Consider the following 2,470-nt stretch of genomic DNA (forward strand, 5'->3'; position numbering starts at 1 on the left):
CTTTACAGCCTTTCCTTTTCCTCCAACCATTTCCGTTCCCTTGCACAAAGCAATTCCCACAGCTAACGGAGTGTATTTCTCTTCAACTACAACGTAGCAGAAATCACCTTTGTTTATTTTCTCATCAGCTTCAACAATTCCCGGCTTCATAACGTCTGCCCCGTTCAGAATGAAATTCGTTGCTCCGCTGTCGACAACCACCCTTCCCTTTTCCGGTTTAAACTTCATAACTCCGAGAACAGAGAGGTAATACTTCCCTTCGTGCTCTATCGCAAGAAATTCTCCGTCTATTAAAATCGCATTCGTTTTATCGAATTTCACGACTTCAACGTTCCCTTCAAGCTCCACTCCGGCTCTAAGTTTTATCTCTTCAAGAACTCTCTTCGCATCTTTTTTTCTGAGCATCTTCCGCTTCATTTACTCCCTCCGATATTTTTAAATACTCTTTAGAGAATTCTGCATAAAAGAGTTCTCAACGGAGGAAAGGAAAATGGCAAGACCGCTTGATGTTCTCAACAGAGCTTTGAAAACTCCAGTGCTCGTAAGGCTAAAGGGAGGGAGAGAGTTTAGAGGCACGTTAGATGGGTACGACATACACATGAATCTCGTTCTCGTCGATGCGGAGGAAATTCAAAACGGAGAAGTCGTGAGAAAGCTTGGTAGCGTTGTGATAAGAGGAGATACTGTCGTCTTTGTCTCTCCTTCGCAGTGAGGTGGTTGTATGTCGGATGGAACGGCTGCGATGGGTAAAAGAGGAAGAAAAATCGTCCACATAAAATGTAGAAGGTGCGGCAGGGTTTCGTTCCACAAAAGAAAAGGTTACTGTGCCGCCTGTGGTTTTGGAAGAAGTAGAAGATTGAGAAGCTACAACTGGGTCAAGAAGAAGAAAAATTCGTATTGAGATGTGTGGTATTGTAGGTGTTTACTCAGAAGACGCTCGCATAGTGCCAAAGCTTGTTTTCTATTCCTTATTCTCCCTTCAGCATCGCGGTCAGGAGTCTGCCGGTATTGCCTCTTTTAGCGGGGAAGATTTCAAAGTCGTTAAGGGAATGGGTCTCGTTACTGACGTCTTTAGAAACGTCGATTTTGAGAAGTTGAAGGGAAGGGTGTCTGTCGGTCATGTGAGATACTCCACGACCGGAGAAAGCGTTGTAGAGAACGCTCAACCCTTCGTCGTTAAAACGAGAGCCGGGAGTATAGCGATCGCTCACAATGGAAACCTTGTAAACTTTTTCGAATTGAGAAACGAGCTTGAGAAAGCTGGAAGCGTTTTCATAAGCACGACAGATTCAGAAGTTATTGCCCAGCTACTATCGAGACTTCTTATAAAAATGGACCTTGAAGATGCGATAATCGAACTGACAAAAATCCTCAGAGGTAGCTATTCTCTCGTCTTCGCTGTAAACGATACCCTCGTTGCCATGCGTGATCCGTTTGCCTTTCGTCCCCTATGTTTTGGAGAGTTCAACGGGGGAGTAGTTTTCGCAAGCGAAAGCTGCGCTTTGGATACAATTGGAGCAAAGTTCGTTAGAGACTTAGAGCCGGGAGAAGCGATAATAGTTAGGGACGGCGAAATCGAGAGTGTAAAAGTTGAGAGCGAAAGAGAAGCTCACTGTGTTTTTGAATACATATACTTCGCCCGTCCAGACTCGGTGATCGACGGAAGAAACGTTTATTCCGTCAGATACAAAATCGGTCAAATTTTGGCTGAGGAGGCAAGAGTTGATGCGGATATAGTCTCTCCAATTCCCGATAGCGGAACTACTTCAGCAATAGGTTTTGCCGAAAAAAGCGGAATAAGATATATAGAGGCGCTGATAAAAAATAGATACGTCGGTAGAACTTTCATAATGCCGGAGCAAAAGCTCAGAGAAGTTTCAGTAAGGTTGAAAGTAAACGTTTTAAGGGAAAACGTCGAAGGGAAGAGAGTCGTGCTTGTTGACGACAGCATAGTAAGGGGGACAACGAGCAGAAAGATAGTGGACATGATCAGAAGAGCTGGAGCGAAAGAGGTTCACTTCAGAGTCGGTAGTCCACCGATAATCTCCCCCTGCTACTACGGTATAGACATGCAAACTACTGAGGAGCTGATTGCAAGCAAGAAAACGATCGAAGAGATAAGAAAAGAAATTGGAGCGGATTCGTTAGCATACCTCTCTTTAGAGGGGTTGATAAAAGCCATCGGGATGAAAAAAGAAAAGCTTTGTTTGGCGTGCTTAACCGGAGAGTATCCAGTGAAGGGGGAGTTTTGTTTTAAGTGTTGAAAAAGAAAGTGTTTGTGGATGTTTTTTGCAGATTTCTTTTTTATCGAGTTAATTGATTGATGTGATAAAAGGGATTACAGGATTATTGCTTTCAATCCTCTTTTCATCGAGTTATGGGCACACTGCAAGCGGTCATCGAAGACACATACATCCACTTTCAATCCTCTTTTCATCGAGAAGCAGTTAGAGAATACGAAGGGCGGAAC

The 2,470-nt window shown here is 43.8% G+C and carries 4 protein-coding genes; 3 read left to right on the forward strand and 1 reads right to left on the reverse strand.

Annotated features, from left to right (window positions below; genetic code table 11):
- A partial coding sequence (locus F7C14_RS07460; RefSeq protein ID WP_290901457.1) for a DUF1947 domain-containing protein occupies nt 1–417 on the reverse strand: 417 nt, incomplete at its 3' end.
- Between the two features lie 73 nt (nt 418–490).
- On the opposite strand from F7C14_RS07460, the gene F7C14_RS07465 reads away from it, so the two are divergent.
- The 3 genes from F7C14_RS07465 to purF are packed head-to-tail and all read left to right on the forward strand — an operon-like array spanning nt 491 to nt 2,264.
- On the forward strand, nt 491–712 hold the full coding sequence (locus tag F7C14_RS07465; protein WP_290901459.1) for an LSm family protein: 222 nt from the start codon (nt 491–493) through the stop codon (nt 710–712).
- Nucleotides 713–721: 9 nt separating this feature from the next.
- Complete coding sequence (locus F7C14_RS07470) at nt 722–901, forward strand: 50S ribosomal protein L37e (RefSeq protein ID WP_290901461.1); 180 nt, start codon at nt 722–724, stop codon at nt 899–901.
- Nucleotide 902: 1 nt separating this feature from the next.
- Entirely contained in the window at nt 903–2,264 is a 1,362-nt protein-coding gene (gene purF / locus F7C14_RS07475) for an amidophosphoribosyltransferase (RefSeq protein ID WP_290901463.1), read from the forward strand.
- Nucleotides 2,265–2,470 lie beyond the last annotated feature (206 nt).

This window comes from Ferroglobus sp. (assembly GCF_015521575.1).
Lineage (GTDB): Archaea > Halobacteriota > Archaeoglobi > Archaeoglobales > Archaeoglobaceae > Ferroglobus.

Coding starts and splice junctions, on each gene's coding strand:
- F7C14_RS07470 (WP_290901461.1), top strand. CDS start 722: ATGTCGGATGGAACGGCTGCGATGGGTAAAAGAGGAAGAAAAATCGTC.
- purF (WP_290901463.1), top strand. CDS start 903: ATGTGTGGTATTGTAGGTGTTTACTCAGAAGACGCTCGCATAGTGCCA.
- F7C14_RS07465 (WP_290901459.1), top strand. CDS start 491: ATGGCAAGACCGCTTGATGTTCTCAACAGAGCTTTGAAAACTCCAGTG.